14 protein-coding genes are annotated in these 15,489 nt (G+C 59.7%); 11 read left to right on the top strand and 3 right to left on the bottom strand.

Annotation, left to right across the window (positions count from 1 at the left end; genetic code table 11):
* The first annotated feature begins 85 nt into the window (after positions 1-85).
* The 3 genes from R0125_RS11590 (at position 86) to R0125_RS11580 (ending at position 2,471) form a co-directional block, all read left to right on the top strand.
* Positions 86-712 carry a YbhB/YbcL family Raf kinase inhibitor-like protein gene (locus R0125_RS11590; RefSeq protein WP_317238281.1) on the top strand — a complete coding sequence of 209 codons (627 nt, stop codon included), beginning with the start codon at positions 86-88 and terminating at the stop codon, positions 710-712.
* A 152-nt stretch (positions 713-864) separates the two neighbouring features.
* Positions 865-1,716 (top strand): UDP-2,3-diacylglucosamine diphosphatase, encoded by an 852-nt coding sequence (locus tag R0125_RS11585; RefSeq protein ID WP_248184559.1) that lies wholly within the window; start codon positions 865-867, stop codon positions 1,714-1,716.
* Between the two features lie 62 nt (positions 1,717-1,778).
* Positions 1,779-2,471, top strand: a complete 693-nt coding sequence (locus R0125_RS11580; protein WP_317238280.1) for a TVP38/TMEM64 family protein — start codon at positions 1,779-1,781, stop codon at positions 2,469-2,471.
* A 45-nt stretch (positions 2,472-2,516) separates the two neighbouring features.
* Here R0125_RS11580 and R0125_RS11575 read toward each other — a convergent pair whose 3' ends face one another.
* The gene (locus R0125_RS11575) at positions 2,517-3,692 is read right to left on the bottom strand and encodes an ADP-ribosylglycohydrolase family protein (protein ID WP_248184562.1); all 1,176 of its coding nucleotides are present in this window, start codon (positions 3,690-3,692) and stop codon (positions 2,517-2,519) included.
* A 466-nt stretch (positions 3,693-4,158) separates the two neighbouring features.
* On the opposite strand from R0125_RS11575, the gene R0125_RS11570 reads away from it, so the two are divergent.
* From R0125_RS11570 to R0125_RS11535, 8 genes are all read left to right on the top strand, one after another.
* Positions 4,159-6,354 (top strand): FAD-dependent oxidoreductase, encoded by a 2,196-nt coding sequence (locus R0125_RS11570; protein ID WP_248184563.1) that lies wholly within the window; start codon positions 4,159-4,161, stop codon positions 6,352-6,354.
* Between the two features lie 80 nt (positions 6,355-6,434).
* Entirely contained in the window at positions 6,435-7,406 is a 972-nt protein-coding gene (locus R0125_RS11565; RefSeq protein WP_248184564.1) for a radical SAM protein, read from the top strand.
* Between the two features lie 157 nt (positions 7,407-7,563).
* The gene (locus R0125_RS11560) at positions 7,564-8,967 is read left to right on the top strand and encodes a sodium:solute symporter family transporter (protein ID WP_317238279.1); all 1,404 of its coding nucleotides are present in this window, start codon (positions 7,564-7,566) and stop codon (positions 8,965-8,967) included.
* A 9-nt stretch (positions 8,968-8,976) separates the two neighbouring features.
* The gene (locus R0125_RS11555) at positions 8,977-9,927 is read left to right on the top strand and encodes a hypothetical protein (protein ID WP_317238278.1); all 951 of its coding nucleotides are present in this window, start codon (positions 8,977-8,979) and stop codon (positions 9,925-9,927) included.
* A gap of 149 nt (positions 9,928-10,076) precedes the next feature.
* Positions 10,077-10,592 (top strand): diaminobutyrate acetyltransferase, encoded by a 516-nt coding sequence (ectA, locus tag R0125_RS11550; protein WP_317238277.1) that lies wholly within the window; start codon positions 10,077-10,079, stop codon positions 10,590-10,592.
* A gap of 168 nt (positions 10,593-10,760) precedes the next feature.
* The gene (ectB, locus tag R0125_RS11545; protein ID WP_317238276.1) at positions 10,761-12,029 is read left to right on the top strand and encodes a diaminobutyrate--2-oxoglutarate transaminase; all 1,269 of its coding nucleotides are present in this window, start codon (positions 10,761-10,763) and stop codon (positions 12,027-12,029) included.
* Positions 12,030-12,080: 51 nt separating this feature from the next.
* Complete coding sequence (locus R0125_RS11540) at positions 12,081-13,523, top strand: aspartate kinase (RefSeq protein WP_248184575.1); 1,443 nt, start codon at positions 12,081-12,083, stop codon at positions 13,521-13,523.
* A gap of 175 nt (positions 13,524-13,698) precedes the next feature.
* Positions 13,699-14,703: an RNA polymerase sigma factor RpoD/SigA gene (locus R0125_RS11535; RefSeq protein WP_317238275.1), complete on the top strand. Its 1,005-nt coding sequence runs from the start codon at positions 13,699-13,701 to the stop codon at positions 14,701-14,703.
* A gap of 10 nt (positions 14,704-14,713) precedes the next feature.
* On the opposite strand, the gene R0125_RS11530 is transcribed toward R0125_RS11535, so the two are convergent.
* Both R0125_RS11530 and R0125_RS11525 read right to left on the bottom strand, forming a co-directional pair.
* Entirely contained in the window at positions 14,714-15,163 is a 450-nt protein-coding gene (locus tag R0125_RS11530; RefSeq protein WP_248184580.1) for a DUF3429 domain-containing protein, read from the bottom strand.
* Positions 15,160-15,465, bottom strand: a complete 306-nt coding sequence (locus R0125_RS11525; protein WP_317238274.1) for a DUF6482 family protein — start codon at positions 15,463-15,465, stop codon at positions 15,160-15,162. The genes R0125_RS11530 and R0125_RS11525 overlap by 4 nt, the downstream gene beginning before the upstream one ends.
* Positions 15,466-15,489 lie beyond the last annotated feature (24 nt).

The following is a 15,489-nucleotide window of genomic DNA, read 5'->3' as shown; positions in this document are numbered from 1 at the left end:
TTGTTAAAACCGTATTATCACAGAACAGGCCCGTCGCAGACACTGTCGGCGAGCTTAGCGCCCATGATCAACAGGAGGCAAAGCCGTGAAACTGGACGTTCGAGGAATTGAAGAAGGTCAGCCTGTTCCGGAGGCGTTTGCCTTCGGTGTCTACAGTGAGGCCGACCATATGAGCTTCGGCCCCAACCGCAATCCCGAAATGGCCTGGGACGAAGCCCCCGAGGGCACCCGGAGCTTTGTCGTGATGATGTCCGATCCCGACGTGCCCAGTGTGGCAGACGATGTGAACCAGGAAGGCAAGATTGTATCGAAAGACATACCGCGGGTGGATTTCTTCCACTGGTTGCTGGTGGATGTGCCGGCCAACATCCGTCTTATTCCCGAGGGCGAAGACAGCGATGGCGTGCGCCCCAAGGGCAAGGAGTGCGGCCCGGGCCCGGTGGGCATTCGCGGGGTGAATAACTACACCCAGTTCCTCGCTGGCAACCCGGATATGGCGGGTGTGTACGCCGGCTACGATGGCCCTTGCCCGCCCTGGAACGATGAAATTATCCATCACTACCACTTCGAGGTGCACGCACTGGATGTGGAAAGCCTGGGTCTGCAGGGTGAGTTTGACGGCAACGATGTGCGCGAAGCCATGGCCGGGCATGTGCTGGCCAGTGCCCGCGTCACCGGCACTTACACCCTGAATCCGGACCTTCGTCAGTAGCTCTGTCGCACCGTTCCCACGAATGTGGCCGGCCCGGCAACCGGGCCGGATTGCCGCGTTCGGTCATCAAACTGTCGTCTTGCTGTCACCCTGCCGTCACCGCCCGCTGACAGAGTGTTGTCATCCGGAACGGTTGAATGGCGGGAGACGACATGAGGAACTACCGGAGTGTGTTCATTTCCGATGTGCACCTGGGCACGGCGGATTGCCAGGCGGAGTATCTGCTGGACTTTCTGACCCAGGTGCGGTGCGAAACCCTCTATCTGGTCGGTGACATCGTCGATCTGATTGCCATGCAGCGGCGCGTGCATTTTCCGCCCTCCCACCACGCGGTCATTCACAAACTCATGGAGCTGGCTGCCACCGGAACCCGGGTTGTTTATGTGCCCGGCAATCACGACGATGTTCTGCGCCGTTTTTGCGGCCAGACCATTGCCGGCATCGAGCTCCATTACAAAGCGATTCACACCACCGCCGATGGCCGTCGATTCATGGTCTGTCACGGCGATCAGTTTGATCAGGTGGTGCGCTGCAGTCCGCTGATGCTGCTGGTGGGCGATCGGGCCCACGGCGTCCTCTTGCGACTGAACCGCTGGTTCAACGCCTGGCGCCGCATCAAGGGTAAGCCCTATTGGTCGCTGGCATCCTGGGTCAAAAGCCGGATCGGCAAGGCACGTACCTTTATTCGTCGGTTCGAGCTCGCGGCGCTGACGGTGGCCGAGAAGGGCAACTACGATGGCTTTATCTGCGGCCATATCCATTCCGCCGGATTCTTGCGCAGCGAGGACGGGTTGTACTGCAACGATGGCGACTGGGTGGAACATTGCACCGCGCTGGTGGAACGGGAGAACGGCCGGCTGGAACTACTGCACTGGTCCGAGTCACCGGTGGTGCTGGCGGTCGAACCTGATGCACCCCATCCGGAGGTGTGCGGCGATGCCCGCCCCATCCTGGATGTGGTTCCCGCCGGGTTTGTGGAACAGGTGAACCGCCTGGCCAGTTGATCCCGGCCGGGCCCCGAGTCATCGGTTCTGTACGATGGCCGCGCGGCGGGTAGAATACGGTGATGAACCGTTCACCGTGGATTTTCCGTGTCTCCCTTCTTGCCATCGTGGCCTTGCTGATGGCCGCGATCTGGCTGCTGCTGCGTCAACTGGGCATGCCCGCGAGCCTCTCCCCGGGGGCGTTGTCAGACTGGCTTGCCCAGCAGGGCGCCTTCGGACCGCTGTTTCTGATGTTGATGATGATTCTGGCGGTGGTGGTGGGTCCGATTCCCACCCTGCCCATCAGCGCCGCGTCCGGACTGGTTTACGGGGTAGTCGGGGGCACCGCCATTGCGGTGGCCGGCGCGCTTGCGGGCTCTCTTATCGCTTTCTATCTGGCGCGCGTGCTCGGGCGTGAAGCTGTCCAGCGCAAACTGGACAACAACCCGGTGTTTTCCGCGCAGGGTTCCCAGCGATTTCTGTTTATCGCGGTGGTGTTGACACGGTTGATCCCCCTGTTTTCCTTTGCCCTGATCAGCTACGCCGCCGGGGTCACGGCGATTCACCTCTGGCGCTACACCCTGGCCACGGCACTGGGCATGCTCCCCATGACCTTTGTGTTTGCCGGCCTGGGTCAGGGTTTCGAGCTGAATCCGGTGGTGACCGTAGTCGCGGCCATCACGATCCTGGTGGTGATGAGCGCGCTACCGCTGTATCTCGGCCGACGCCCGCATTCCCGGCTGGCAGCCTGGCTGGAACTGAATCGCAGGGAGTGAGCGATAGACAGCCTCTTGGCTCGTTCTCCTGCCCCCCCTGGGTGACTATGTGCCATTCACCAGTGACTCACTATCTGTAAAAAGAGCTTTGGCGTCCGTCACCCGGGCCAGCCAGCTCAAGGGGATACCCTGTTCGCCGCCAACCCCGTGAATCGCCGCCATGGCTGGGCCGATAATCCAGCTGCGGCCGCAGGAGTCGCCGCCACAGTGGATGTTGGCGCGGACGGCTTCGGTATAACGGCTGGCATGGCTGAGGATGTGAAAGATCACCGGCATGGCCTCATGCAGGTAACAGGTGCGGCCGAAGGTGTCGCCGGCTTTGACTGCATCCAGTGACGAACCGGACAGGGCATGGCTCAGGTTATCCTGATCCGGCGCCCCGGTCCTGGCAGCTTCCAGGGCTGACGACATGGGCTTGCCCTGAAAAAGCTGGTCCAGAAGGGTCGCTGCGCATTTTGCCCAGGCCACCGCCTCGTCGTTGTGATTGGTCACCCGTACCGCCGCTTCGGTAACCTCCATCAGTTTATCGCTGCCGCAATAGCAGGCGACCAGTGGCGCCAGTTTGGATACGGCGGGCAGTTGCATGTCATCGGCACCGCTTTGTGGCAGCAGGTGCTGGTCGATGGTTTCAGCAATGTGAACGCCTGCTTCCTGAATGTCGGTTTCATGATAGGTCAGGTCGATGGCTTGGCGAACCGGCGCTGCCAGTTCCTTGCCCGTCAGGCAGCGGGTGTAGGGCAACACTTTCTGCACCAGTATCCGCTTCTGCTGATCGGTGAGATCAGCCTTCGTGGTCGCCAGGGCCTGGTCGATGGCGTTCTGTTCAATGTTGTTCAGATTATTCAGGGTCACCCGTGTCGGGTTATCCAGAAAGCCGATCCATGGCCCGCCCGGCCCGAAGAAACTCCGGAAACGCCGCTGGTAATCGCGGATATCCAGCTTGCCGTCACTGGCCAGGAGGCTGTCGATCAGCACCCCGGTGGCCGCGCCATAGTGGCTGATATCGCCGGACTGTTTTCCGTCGTGGGCAAAGTACCCAAAGCCGCCCGTAAAATAGCTGGCCTTCGGCGTCAGGAATTCCGGTGACTGGCCGCCCACCTCATGGATTCGCTGGCTGTCGTAAAGCCAATGCAGTCCCAGGCTGGCGGCGTCCGCCACCCAGCCGCCGGCCAGGGCAGTGATGACAGCGGGTTGTCTGTTGCTGGGCAGATTGCTGATCATGGGGTGCCTCCGGTCAGTCAGGTGCGGATCGTACGGTTTCCATACGCAAGGTGTACGGGGAATGCGTACGGGTAGCAAGCGAATGGGGACTTGTTCTGAACGGCTGGGCCGGAGCAGGTGCTGACGATGCGTCGCGGTGTTGCCCATGGTCAGGTCGGCCCGGACATCTGTGTGCCTGGTGCCGCGATACGGTTTCTTTTTATAGTGAATTGTGTGAGTGAATGTTCAAGAATGGTGGCTGGCCATCGAATCGCGCATCGTTTCCCCGTACGGATCGGACTGATAACGTCTGTGATCAAATTGTTAGAGAATATTGAGCGGAGTTTGACACTTTTCATGATGCGATCCCGTAAAACGGGGACAGAGGGCAACGGCGCGAGGTAAGTTTCAGTGTTTCTGTAACACTTTCACCAATCCCGTGTCTTAGCGGCATCAGGTATCAAGCTCAGATCAAAAGGATAGCTTCATGACGTTGAAAAAATGGATTCTGATCGCTGTGATTGCGGCGGTTGTCATCGGGTTTATTGCCAGCGGCGGTGGCGAGGTGCTCACGCTGCAGAACCTCAAGGATAACCAGCAACTTCTGGGCAACTGGATTGAACAGAACCTGCTGGTTGCGGTGCTCGGGTATGTGGTGATCTACGTGTTGGTAACAGCCCTTTCGCTGCCCGGGGCGACCATCATGACCCTCGCGGGGGGCGCGTTTTTCGGCAACCTGTATGGTCTCGCCGCAGTTTCCCTTGCCTCGACCGTTGGTGCGTCACTGGCCTTTGTCGTGGCCCGTTTTCTGATGCGTGACACCTTGCGCCGGCGCTACGGGGAAACGGTAGCGAAAATGGATCGTGGCATTGAAAAGGACGGTGCATTTTACCTGGCCACCCTGCGCCTGGTGCCGGTGTTTCCGTTCTTCCTGATCAATCTGGCCATGGGCCTGACGGGGATGAAGCTGCGCACCTACGCCCTGGTAAGCTGGCTGGCGATGCTGCCGGGTACCTTTGTCTATGTGAATGCAGGCACTCAGCTGGGACAGATTCAGTCCACCGGCGATATTGTCTCCGCAGAGTTGCTGCTGTCGTTTGCCCTGCTTGGGATCTTTCCGCTGATCGCCAAGTTTGTGGTGGGCATGATCCGCCGCCGCAAGGTGTACGCCGGCTGGAAGAAGCCGGAGCACTTTGATTACAACCTGCTGGTCATCGGCGGCGGGTCCGCAGGGCTGGTGTCCTCCTACATTGCCGCCGCGGTGAAAGCCAAAGTGGGCCTGATCGAAAAGCACAAAATGGGGGGTGACTGCCTGAACACCGGTTGCGTGCCCTCGAAAGCGTTGATTCGCAGTGCCAAGGCGGCGGATACCATGCGTCATGGCAACCGGTACGGCCTCGAATCAGTGCCGGTGAAGGGCTCGTTCAAAAACATCATGAGTCGCGTGCAGGAGGTGGTGGCCAAGGTTGAGCCCCACGACTCACCCGAGCGTTACCGCAACCTCGGCGTGGATTGCATCTTCGGCGAGGCCAGTTTCGTATCTCCCTGGGAGCTGGAAGTAAAACACAACGACGGTCGCACCGAGCGACTGACCGCGCGCAGTATCGTGGTGGCCACCGGTGGCAAGCCAGCCATGCCACCGATTCCGGGACTGCAGGACATGAACCCCCTGAACTCGGACAACCTGTGGCAGTTGCAGGACCAGCCGCAGCGGCTGCTGGTGCTGGGCGGTGGCCCCATCGGGTCCGAACTCGCCCATGCCTTTGTGCGCCTGGGCAGCCAGGTGATTCAGGTGGAAATGGGCGATCGCCTGCTGGCGAAAGAAGACGACGATGTCTCGGAGCTGATCAGGGCGCAGTTCGAGAGAGACGGTATCGATTTGAGGCTGGGCCATGCAGCCAGGGAATTTGCGGTGGAAGACGGCGAGAAGGTGGTGTATTGCGAACATCAGGGCGAACGCGTGCGCATCCCCTTTGACGAGGTACTGGTCGCTGTGGGGCGCGCCGCCAACACCACCGGTCTGGGGCTGGAGAACATCGGGGTCGACACCCTGCCCAACGGCACCGTACCGGTGGAAGAGGACATGAGTATGCGGTTCCCGAACGTGTTCGCCTGCGGCGATGTCGCCGGGCCGTATCAGTTCACCCACGCCGCGGCTCATCAGGCCTGGTATGCGGCGGTGAATGGCCTGTTTGGTCAGTTCAAGCGCTTCAAGGTGGATTACCGTGTCATGCCCTGGGTGACCTTCACCTCGCCAGAAGTGGCGCGGGTGGGCCTCAGTGAGGCGGAAGCCAAAGCACAGGGCGTCGCCTACGAGGTGACCCGTTACGGCCTGGACGATCTGGATCGGGCCATCGCCGAGAGCGAAGACTACGGCTTTATCAAGGTGCTGACGCCGCCGGGCAAAGACAAGATTCTGGGCGCTGTGGTGGTGGGCTCCCACGCCGGTGAGATACTGGCCGAATTCACCCTGGCGATGAAGCACGGGCTGGGGCTAAACAAGATACTGGGTACCATTCATCCGTACCCCACCTGGAACGAATCGGCCAAGTACGCCGCGGGCGAATGGAAGCGAGACCACGCGCCCGCAGGCATTCTGAAACTGCTGGAGAAGCTGCACGGCTGGCGTCGTGGCAAAGGTCGGAACCCGCAGGAAAAACGTAAAGAGATAACAACAAGTTGAACAAGATCGGGTGCCAGGTGTAACGAAACCGCCGCACCCGTGTCTGACAACCGACACCATTGAAACTCCGAGGAGCATCCATGCCCCTGACCGAAACCCGACCGCCCCGCAGTAAGCGCATTCCGGCCGTGGAAGTTCTCGAACCCCGGGCGTCCGACAGCTGGACCCACACTCGCAACGGCGACCCGCGGGGCTACATTGATGCGGACAAGTTGAAAGAGTTGTGGATCCACACCGGCACTGCCTGCAACCTGGCCTGCCCCTTCTGCCTCGAAGGTTCGCACCCCGGCGACGGGCGTATCCCGGGTATGAAGCTCAGTGACGTGAAACCGTTCATTCACGAAGCCATCGACATGGGCGTGGAGCAGTTCTCCTTCACCGGTGGCGAGCCGTTCGTGATTCGCGATTTCGTTAACATTCTGGATTATGCCAGCCAGCACCGGCCCTGCTTCGTGCTCACCAATGCCACCGAACCGCTGCTGAAACGCCGCCACCAGGTGCTGCCGCTGCTGGACAACCCCTATCCGATTCATTTCCGCGTCAGCCTGGATTTCCCGGATCGCGCCCGCCACGACAAGGATCGTGGCGAAGGCAGCTTCGATCAGGCGCTGGAAGGCATCCACTGGCTGATCGAGCAGGGTTTCAAAGTATCCATTGCCCGCCAGACCGATCCGGATGAACTACCGTCCCGCGTCGAGGCCGCGTTCCGTGAGATCTTCCGGGAGTGGAATATCCCGGACGATCTGTCGTTTACCGCGTTTCCCGACCTCGGGGCGCCGGGTTCGGAGGATGGCAGCCCGGAGATCACCGAAACCTGCATGGAGAAGTACCCGACCCGGGAAGCCCGTTCTCATTTCATGTGCACCTACACGCGCATGCTGGTGAAGAAGGGCGAGCAGGTGCGGGTGTATGCCTGCACCCTGGTGGACGATGATCCCCAGTACGATCTGGGCGGCACGCTGGCCGAGAGCATGGAGGAACGCATCATGCTGCGGCATCACCGGTGTTTCTCCTGTTATCGATTTGGCGCCAGTTGTTCGGCGCCCGGATGACGTGAGATGACCGACGGCTATTTCCAGAGGTGGAGGCCGGCCAGGGGGGAATGAGTGTCCAAAACATTAAAAGAAGCCACGCTTCTCCGTTTTAGACACTCATTCCCCCCTGGCCGGCCTGCCCCCAAACCAAAAAATAACGAACCGGAAACGAACAATGAACTTCACTGAAGCCTCCCTGTTCTGGGGATTCCTGTTAGTGTACGGCGTGGTTATGTATGTCTTGTCGCCTAAGAGCAAGAACGCCAATTCGTTCTACAGAGGCGCGGATGACAACGGCAACCCGGTGGGTCAGTGGTCACTGACTGCCAGTATCTTCATCAGCTGGATTTTCGCCAAGTCGGTCACCAACGCCGCCAACCTCGGTGCCGCCTATGGCGTGGTTGGCGGATTGGCGTATGCCAGTTACTGGCTGTCCATCCCCGTGGCCGGTTATGTGATCTACCTGATCCGTACCCAGACCGGCGCCCGCAGCCTGCAGGACTTTCTGACGTCCCGCTTTGGCCGGCTCGCCAGTCTGGCGTTTGCGGCGGCCATCCTGATCCGGCTGTACAACGAAGTCTGGAGCAACACCGCCGTTGTCGGCGGTTACTTCGGGCTGCCCGGAGAGTGGGAATACTACTCCGCGGCGATGCTGTTCACCGTGTTTACCCTGGCCTACAGCCTCAAGGGTGGTCTGCGGTCGTCGATCTTCACCGATGTCATTCAGGCGTTCGTGTTTGTGTTTTTCGTCGGGGCGGTGTTGTTCCTGATTATTCCCGCCAACGACACCAGCGCGCTACTGACCAACGGCGAATTCAGGCTTAACGCCGGCTTTGACCTGCTGCTGGTGGCTCTGCTGCAGCTGTTCAGTTACCCCTTCCACGATCCGGTGCTCACCGATCGGGGCTTCGTGAACAAAGAAAAGACCATGCTCAAGAGCTTTGTGGTGGCCGGGCTTCTGGGCTTTGTGGCGGTGTTTATATTCAGCCTTGTAGGTGTTCATGCCCGTCTGAACGGTATCGACGCCATGGGCAATGCGCCTGCGGCTGTGGGACAGTCATTGGGGCTGGCGGCGCTGTTCTTCATGAGCGTGGTGATGATGACTTCAGCAGGCTCAACGCTGGATTCCACCTTTTCATCGCTCGCGAAATCCCTGGCCGTGGATCTGCCCCGGCTGGCCCGCCGGGCCTCGGATAAATTACCGAGTATGCGGGTCGGTGCGCTGGTGATGATCGTGTTTGCGCTCCTTGGCAACCTGCCGATGTTTGCCGGCACTGACATCCTCAAGGCTACGACCATCTCCGGTACGATGGTCATGGGTCTGGCGCCGGTGTTTCTGTTCTACGGTTTCACCCGCTGGTCGCCCTGGAGTTTCCATCTGAGCTTCTGGACCGGCCTGTCGCTGGGTGTGCTGCTGACGGTGGGGCTGATTCCCGCAAGCTGGGCGATTGGTGAGGGTGCCTACGCCATGCTGCTGGGCGTTAATGCCTACGGTTTTCTGATCTGTACGGCAGGCTTCTTCCTGCCCCTGGTGCTGCGGCGACTGGCCGGCCGCACGCTGGCCGCCGGCGAGGCCTGAGGGGGCAACATGACGGAAGGCCGCAGCTGTCCGTTGGCATACCGTTACGATCCGGCCACGCTAGCGGAGAACCCGACGCGGGTGTCCGAGGATGTGTTGTATGTGATCGGCGGTCTCTACGGCAATCCCTATGCCCTGGATGAGATTGAGGAAATGGCCCTTGCCGAGGAGCGGCAGGGTCATCGTGTGAAGTTGGTCTTCAATGGCGACTTTAACTGGTTCAATGCCAGCGATGCCCTGTTTCGTGACATCAATAACCGGGTGCTGGACCACACCGTCAACCTCGGCAATGTGGACTATGAGCTGGCCAATCCGAGTCCGGGTGCCGGTTGCGGTTGCGCCTATCCGGCGTTTGTTGATCAGGGTGTGGTTGAGCGCTCCAACCGGATGATGGAGCGGTTGCAGGCCACCGCCGGCGAGCATCCGGACATTCTCAAGCGCTTGTCGCTGTTGCCGCGTTATCGGTGTCTTATATTTGGAGGCCTAAAGGTTTTGGTGCTTCACGGCGATCCGGAGTCTCTGGCGGGCTGGGGGCTTGCCTACGAATCTTTCGCCGCGGGCAACGAAGCCCGGCTGGCAGACTGGTTCCGCGCCAGCGGTGTGGATCTGATTGTTTCCACTCATACCTGTCTGCCGGTTCTCTGGAAAGGAACGGTGGACGGTCGTTCCTGCGCGGTGGCCAATAACGGTGCGGCGGGTATGGGCAACCTGGTGTCCGACCCCCGTGGACTGATTACCCGCATTGGATTTACAAGCCCCGTGGCTGAGCCTGTGGCCGGTATTGAGAGTCACGGTCTTAATGTCACGCTGCTGCCGGTGGCGTACCCGTTGCAAGCCTGGTTACAAGCATTTGACCAACTGTGGTCGCCGGGTTCAGCGGCCGCCATCTCCTACCGCGATCGTCTGGTCAGAGGGACTTCGCTGATGCCGGAGCGCATTGTTTTCCCGGCGCTTCCTTAACCGTTTTGTCACTGGCGGTTGCTTTAATAGAGGCTATTCTTAAACAACGGGTCGGGCGTCTGTGGCGTGCACCCAGCGGCCCCAACTTGAAATATATTTTGTGGTCTATATAATTTAGCCCTAACTTTTTGACGCGAAACCATCACGCTATGACATCAGAAGGATCGAATACCACCGCCATCACCCTCCGTACACCGGTCAAGGATGATGGCTACAGGCTCCATCGATTGGTGGCGGAATGCCCTCCGCTGGACCCCAACTCGATTTACTGCAACCTGCTGCAGTGCAGCCACTTTGCCGACACCGGCGTGGCCGCGGAGAAGGACGGCGATCTGGTCGGCTTTATCTCCGGATACATCCCTCCCCAACAGCCCGACACCGTATTCGTGTGGCAAGTGGCAGTTCATGAAAAAGGTCGTGGACAGGGCCTGGCCAAGCGGATGCTGAAAGAGATTGTGGGCCGCGATGCGTGCAAACGTGTAACGCACCTGGAAACCACCATCACCGAGGACAACGAAGCCTCCTGGGCGCTGTTCCGTTCGTTCGCGCGTGACCTGGGGGCCGAGCTCACCTATCACGAGCATTTTGAGAAAGAGACCCACTTCGGCGGCAAGCACGATTCCGAGTTCCTGCTGCGCATCGGGCCTTTCACCAAGCCAGCCTGAGCGTCTGTCAACGACGCAGGCATTACTGACCGCTTTCTGGATGAGCCGGCAGACCACTGAGGCAGGTCTGTCGCCACGGCTCTGACGAATGTGTGGCTGGCTGATCGCGACTGTACCCGACGGGCTGCCCACAGACACCTCGAACCTGACATGCTAAGAGGCAAGACAATGGAACTTTTCAAGTCGACCGAATCTGAAGTACGCGTTTATTCCCGCGCTTTTCCGGTGATTTTCAATCGCGCCAAGAATGCGCATCTGTACACCGAAGACGGCAAGGAATACCTGGACTTTCTCGCCGGTGCCGGCTCCCTGAACTACGGCCACAATAACGACATCCTGAAGCAGGCGCTGCTCGAATACATCGAAGCCGATGGCGTGAGCCAGGGCCTGGATATGTTCACCACGGCCAAGCACGACTTCATTGAGTCCTATAAGAAGTACATTCTGGATCCCCGCGGCCTGAACTACAAAATGCAGTTCACCGGCCCCACCGGTACCAACTGCGTGGAAGCGGCCATGAAGCTGGCGCGCAAGGTCAAGGGCCGTAACGGCATCATCTCGTTCACCAACGGTTTCCACGGGGTCACCATGGGCGCCGTGGCGGCGACCGGCAACAAACACCACCGTGGTGGTGTGGGCACGCCGCTGGGCAATGTTGATTTCATGTTCTACGACGGTTACCTGGGCGACGACGTCGACAGCCTGGCCATCATGGACAAGCTGCTGAACGACGGTTCCTCCGGTTTCGAGCTGCCCGCAGCCGTAATTGTCGAGGCGGTGCAGGGCGAGGGTGGTCTCAACGCCTGCCGTGCCGAGTGGCTGAAAGGCTTGTCAGAGCTGTGCAAGAAGCACGACATTCTGCTGATTCTGGACGACATCCAGGCGGGTAATGGCCGTACCGGCGAGTTCTTCAGCTTCGAGTTTGCCGGCATCAAGCCGGACATTGTGACGGTGTCCAAGTCCCTCAGTGGCTACGGCCTGCCGATGGCACTGGTACTGTTCAAGCCGGAGCTGGACGTATGGGATCCGGGCGAGCACAACGGTACCTTCCGTGGCAACAACATGGCCTTCATCACCGCCCGCAGTGCGGTTGAAACCTATTGGCGCGACGATGCCTTCGCAAACGAAGTGAAGGCGAAGACCAGGATTCTGGGTGATGCACTGCAGGCGATTTGCGACATGTACCCCGGTGAGTTCAAAATGAAGGGACGCGGTTTGATGCGTGGTATCGAAGCCACACACGCGGACATCACCGGCGCGATCACCAAGCGGGCCTTCGAGCACGGTCTGATTATCGAGACCAGTGGCCCCAACGATGAAGTCATCAAGTGTCTGATGCCGCTGACCACCAGCGAAGACGACCTGAGAAAGGGTGCCGCGCTGCTGGCCAGAAGTGTGGACGAGATCATGCAGGAAGGGATCAGCGAGGCGTCGTAAGGCGCCACCTCCATCTGGACATTCATTCTGCAGGACAGCGAAGACAATACTATGACGACGCACTTACATACCGTAGAGAAGATTGGCGGCACCTCGATGAGCAATTACGAGGCGGTCCGTGACAACATCATCATCGGTGCCCGCAGCAAAGACGACCTGTACCAGCGCATTTTCGTGGTGTCTGCCTACGCGGGCGTAACCAACGAGTTGCTGGAACACAAGAAAACCGGCGAGCCCGGCGTTTACGCCCTGTTTGCCGACGCCGAGTCCGACTGGGCCTGGGGCGATGATCTCACCAAACTGGTGAAGTTCCTCACCGATCTGAACGGCGAGCTGTTCGAGGATCCGATGCTGAAACAGCAGGCGGACCAGTTCATCACCGATCGCATCGAGGGGGTGCGGGGCTGCCTGATTGATCTGCAGCGCCTCTGTTCCTACGGCCAGTTCCAGCTGGAGGAGCATCTGCTGACGGTGCGGGAAATGCTGGCCGGCATCGGCGAGGCTCATAGCGCCTTCAACACTGCACTGAAACTCCAGCAAGAGGGCATCAATGCCCGTTTCGTGGATCTCACCGGCTGGCGCGACAACGAGCTGCTGCCGCTGGATGAGAAGCTGAAGCAGACATTTGATGCAGTTGACCTGTCCCGTGAGCTGCCGATTGTTACCGGCTACGCCCAGTGCAGGGAAGGTCTGATGCGGACCTTTGACCGGGGCTACAGTGAGATGACCTTTAGCCGGGTGGCGGTGATCACCGAAGCTCGTGAAGCGATCATCCATAAGGAATACCACCTCAGTTCCGCCGACCCCAACATTGTCGGGGCCGAGAAGGTGGTGCCTCTGGGGCGTACCAATTACGACGTGGCCGATCAGCTGGCCAACCTCGGCATGGAGGCGATTCACCCCCGTGCTGGCAAGGGTCTGCGCCAGAACGAGATTCCGCTGCGGGTGATGAACACCTTCGAGCCGGAGCACACCGGTACCCTGATCACCGGCGATTACGTCAGTGAGAAGGCCCAGGTGGAAATCATTGCTGGCGCCAAGGGCGTGTTTGCGGTGGAAGTGTTCGATCAGGACATGCAGGGCGAACCCGGTTCCGATCGCCGCATCCTGGACGTGCTGAGCCGCTTCAAGGTGCGGTTCATGTCCAAGGACACCAACGCCAACACCATCACCCACTACGTGGGCAGCACCCTGAAGCACGTCAAGCGGGTGGTCAAGGCGCTGAAAGAAGAGTTCCCCAACGCCGAAATCAACACCCGCAAGGTAGCGGTGGTGTCGGCCATCGGCAGTGATATGAAAGTGCCGGGCATCCTCGCCCGTTCCGTTAAATCGCTGGCCGACGGGGAAATCAGCATTCTGGCGTTGCACCAGTGCATGCGCCAGGTGGATATTCAGTTTGTGGTGGACGAAGACGATTACGAGAAAGCCATCGTGGCGCTGCACGGTGTGCTTATTGAACCCCACAATCACGAATACGCCATCGTCGCGGCCTGACCCGCGACCGCGGATGGCCCCGCACCCAACCGTCAGGTTGGTCGGGGCATCCGTCGTTGTCCTGCCACCGACCCCTACGTAGTTGTCCCTATCGCCCACCCGGCGCACCCCGGTGGGGAATCCACGCCCTGACCCTGATCGTATCTCTAGTACATTCATAATCGGTACCAAAGCCATGAGTAAATCCGAGAGGCTGGGACCGTCTCCGACCATGAGCTCGACCGGTGAAACGGATTCCCTGGTTGGGCTGTACTTCAGGGATGCGTCCCGTTACGAACTGCTGGGCGACAAAGGCGAGCGTCGACTGGTTCGCCAGCTCACCCGCTGCTATCAGGTCATCGCCCGGGAACTGGCGTTGCCGGGGGAGACTCCGCAAACCTACCGCGAAATCGTTGGCAGCCTGGGCGATGCGTGTGCGTTCACCACCCGGTGTCGGCGTGCCTACCATCTGGCCCGTGCCTGCCGCAGCAAACTGGTGGAAAGCAACCTGCGTCTGGCAGTGCACATTGCGCGTCGGTATGGCCATCACGGCATTCCCATGGCGGATCTGATTCAGGACGCCAACGTGGGTCTGATCAAGGCGGTGGAACGCTTTGATCCTACCAAAGGCTTCCGCTTTTCCACCTACGCCTACTGGTGGATCAGCGAAGAGGTAAAACGCTGCCTGCAGCGGGGCTCACGGCTGGTTCACACGCCGGAAAACGTCGTGGATGAGATCCGTCAGTTGCGCAAGGTGTCCATGCGCCTGCATCAGAGCCTCGGCCGCGCGCCCCTGCAAAGCGAGCTGGCCCGGGAAATGGAGGCCTCACCGTCCCGTATCGGTGAGCTCAGAGCGTTGGCGAACCGTGAGGTGTCTGTGGATGCGCCGGTTTCGGAAAGCGCTGGAATTACCCTCGGTGACAGTCTGAGTGGCGATGAGCAGATGGCTCCGGATCACTCGATGGTGCAGCGTGATCGCAAGAAATACCTGTCGGACATTCTCGGCAAGTTGTCGGATCGCGAGAAGGCTGTGCTGTCACGGCGATTCGGTCTGGGCCTGCCGGAACCGGAGACGCTGCAGATCATCTCCGATGACCTGGGTATCAGCCGGGAGCGGGTGCGTCAGATCGAGAAGGGAGCCATTCGCAAATTGCAGGCCACCCTCGGTGTGGACGAAATGAAGCGTATGGAAGGAATGTGAACGGGGTGATTCAGTGCGCCATGATAAACCAGGCGCCCGCAATCACCTGACATGCCAACACCACGGACGTCAGTGCCAGCCTGAGCCTTAGATACCAGGCTGGCCAGTAACCCTTCATCCAGCGAGCGTCGACAATATACAGCGCCAGATAGGCGACGGTGTAAATGCCGATTTGCCAGCGCACGGCCAGCAACAGCCCCACCCCCGCAGCGACGAAAAACACCTGGCTAAGCACCATGGTAACCAGCGGCGATAACGGGTAGCAGCGGTTTTCCAGCTGCATGGCGATGGGCCAGTAAACACCGGCCATAAAGGCAAGAATGCCGGCACTGTAGAGGTAGAACCAACCGATCACCGTCACGCTGTAGGCCGGCATGAGGAACAGACTGAGGATACTCGCCAGAAACGGGATCAGTCCGAGAACGCCAACCAGAATCGCCAGTCGTGCAACAGCGATCACGATCCTCGCCCCTGTACCCGGATTCTCATAGGCTCGATGCCAGCGGGCTCCATACCCACCATTTCATGGTAGGCCGACGGGTGAACCACATCGGTTCTGGCTATGCTGAAGGCACCCAGGGCGTCCTGAATCTGCCAGCTGCTGCGAAACAGCCGCGTTTTACCGTTCTTGTCAGAGAGGATAAGCAGCTGGTCCCCGATCCTGAGGCGGGCCATGTACTGTTGGCCCTCGATAGAAATAATCTCCAGCAGATCAATAGTGTGATGATTGCTGTTGTTGAGTTGATCGAAGGTTATTCTCACCGTGGTGCTCCAGAGGTGAAATGG

This window comes from Marinobacter sp. M-5 (assembly GCF_032911545.1).
Classification (GTDB): domain Bacteria; phylum Pseudomonadota; class Gammaproteobacteria; order Pseudomonadales; family Oleiphilaceae; genus Marinobacter; species Marinobacter goseongensis.
Note: the sequence above shows the minus strand (reverse complement) of the source record. Positions and strands in the feature narration are given on the sequence as shown.

Bases quoted from the DNA above. Each gene is read 5' to 3' on its own strand.
- R0125_RS11565 (WP_248184564.1), top strand. From the start codon at position 6,435: ATGCCCCTGACCGAAACCCGACCGCCCCGCAGTAAGCGCATTCCGGCC.
- R0125_RS11575 (WP_248184562.1), bottom strand. From the start codon at position 3,692: ATGATCAGCAATCTGCCCAGCAACAGACAACCCGCTGTCATCACTGCC.
- R0125_RS11580 (WP_317238280.1), top strand. From the start codon at position 1,779: ATGAACCGTTCACCGTGGATTTTCCGTGTCTCCCTTCTTGCCATCGTG.
- R0125_RS11585 (WP_248184559.1), top strand. From the start codon at position 865: ATGAGGAACTACCGGAGTGTGTTCATTTCCGATGTGCACCTGGGCACG.
- R0125_RS11540 (WP_248184575.1), top strand. From the start codon at position 12,081: ATGACGACGCACTTACATACCGTAGAGAAGATTGGCGGCACCTCGATG.
- ectB (WP_317238276.1), top strand. From the start codon at position 10,761: ATGGAACTTTTCAAGTCGACCGAATCTGAAGTACGCGTTTATTCCCGC.
- R0125_RS11570 (WP_248184563.1), top strand. From the start codon at position 4,159: ATGACGTTGAAAAAATGGATTCTGATCGCTGTGATTGCGGCGGTTGTC.
- R0125_RS11555 (WP_317238278.1), top strand. From the start codon at position 8,977: ATGACGGAAGGCCGCAGCTGTCCGTTGGCATACCGTTACGATCCGGCC.
- R0125_RS11535 (WP_317238275.1), top strand. From the start codon at position 13,699: ATGAGTAAATCCGAGAGGCTGGGACCGTCTCCGACCATGAGCTCGACC.
- ectA (WP_317238277.1), top strand. From the start codon at position 10,077: ATGACATCAGAAGGATCGAATACCACCGCCATCACCCTCCGTACACCG.
- R0125_RS11560 (WP_317238279.1), top strand. From the start codon at position 7,564: ATGAACTTCACTGAAGCCTCCCTGTTCTGGGGATTCCTGTTAGTGTAC.